1 protein-coding gene is annotated in these 1,785 nt (G+C 71.6%); it reads left to right on the forward strand.

The window, feature by feature from the left end; translation table 11 throughout:
- Positions 1 to 85 precede the first annotated feature (85 nt).
- Complete coding sequence (locus tag I6A81_RS41075; RefSeq protein WP_307875243.1) at positions 86 to 1,729, forward strand: IS1634 family transposase; 1,644 nt, start codon at positions 86 to 88, stop codon at positions 1,727 to 1,729.
- The last annotated feature ends 56 nt before the right edge of the window (positions 1,730 to 1,785 follow it).

A 1,785-nucleotide genomic window follows, 5' to 3' on the forward strand; every position in this document is an offset into this window, starting at 1 on the left:
TCTAGACCCGTCTTCCGCACGTGCGTGCGGTGAGACAGTTACTTGATCGATTGTTCGGATCGGGTCGGGTTGATCGGGATCCGTGGTGACGGATCTGGGACTGTTCGTGGCTGTGTCGGTCGTGGCGGGTTACGGGCCGCCGAGCGTGGAGAAGCCGCTCGGGGTGCTCCCCGTCGCGCGGGAGTTCCTGGCCCGCCTCGATCTGGCGGGCACGATCGACCGGCTCGCCCCGATGCGCCAGGATGTCAGCCGCGTCAGCCACGGGCAGGTCATCGCTGCCCTCGTCGCCAACCGGCTGACCTCGCCGACCCCGCTGCTGCACGTCGCGTCGTGGGCCCGGGAATGGGCGGTCGAGGAGATGTTCGACATCCCGGCGGACGCGCTCAACGACGACCGGGTCGGTCGGGCGCTCGACGCGCTCGCCCCGGTCTGCGACCAGGTCGCTGGTTCGGTCGGCGCCGCGGCGCTCGCCGCGTTCGGCCTCGACGTCTCCCACCTGCACTGGGACATGACCTCGATCTCGCTGCACGGCGCCTACCCCGAGGTCGACGCCGACTACGCGACTCCGCGCTACGGCCACCCGAAGGACCGCAGGCCCGACCTCAAGCAGGTCCAGACAGGTCTGGCGACCACCGGCGACGGCGGGATCCCGCTGCTGGCGCGTGCCTACGACGGCAGCGCCGGCGAGGTCGCCCAGGTCCAGGACGCACTGCGCGCTCTCGTCGCGCTCGCCGGCCCGCGGCAGTTCCTGCTGGTCGGGGACACCAAGCTCGTCTCCTACGGGAACCTGACCGCTCTGACCTCCACGCCCGGGGTCACGTTCCTCGCGCCGGCCCCGAAGGCGGTCGTGCCCGCGCAGGTCCTCGCCGCCCAGGACTGGGCCACCGCCACGATCATCGAGCATGTCGCGGCCCGTGACCGGGACAAGCCGATCCACGCCCGGGCCAGCTACCGCGCCCGCGAAGGCGTGACCGTGCTGCGCGGGCCACGGAAGACCGACCTGCCGGTCACCGTGCGCACGGTGTTCGTCTGGTCGTCGGCGAACGACCAGGCCGCGAAGGCGGCCCGCGCCCTGAAGCTCGACCGCGCCCGCGAGGCCCTCGACACCCTCGCGCGCGCCGCGGGCAGCCACCACCTCTACCGCACCGAGGCCGCGGTGACCGCGCGCCTGGCGTTCCTCACGACCAAGCACCGCGTCTCCCGCTACCTCGTCGCGGTCACCAGCATCGACCCGGACACCGGGAAACCGGCCCTGGCCTGGCACTTCGACCAGGCCGTACTGGACGCTGAGGCCGCCACCGACGGCTGGTACGCGCTGCTGACGAACCTGGACCCCGACCTCGGCCCGGCCGAGGTCCTCGCCCGCTACAAAGGGCAGGAAGTCTCCGAACGTCGCTACGGCGCGTTCAAGGGCCCGCTCGCGGTCACGCCGATGTTCCTGCACTCCAACCAGCGCATCCACGCCCTCATCCACGTGATCTGCCTGGCCCTGCTCGTCTTCTCGCTCATCGAGCGCCAGGCCCGCCTCGGCGCGGGCCCCGACGGGAAGATCCCCGGCCTCTACGCCGGTCGTCCCGCCCGCCCCACCGGCGCACTCATCCTCGCCACCCTCAACAGGCTGCGCCTCGTGCCCGCGCAGGACGGCCGGCCCGCCTACATCCCCCGCCCACCACACCTGCACCAACACCTCCTCGACATCCTCGGCGTCGACCCGACCCGACCACCTTGATCGATAACCGGGTCAGCCGGCGCATCGAAATCCCATGTGCGGAAGACGGGTCTAGA

Source organism: Frankia nepalensis (genome assembly GCF_016786325.1).
Classification (GTDB): domain Bacteria; phylum Actinomycetota; class Actinomycetes; order Frankiales; family Frankiaceae; genus Pseudofrankia; species Pseudofrankia nepalensis.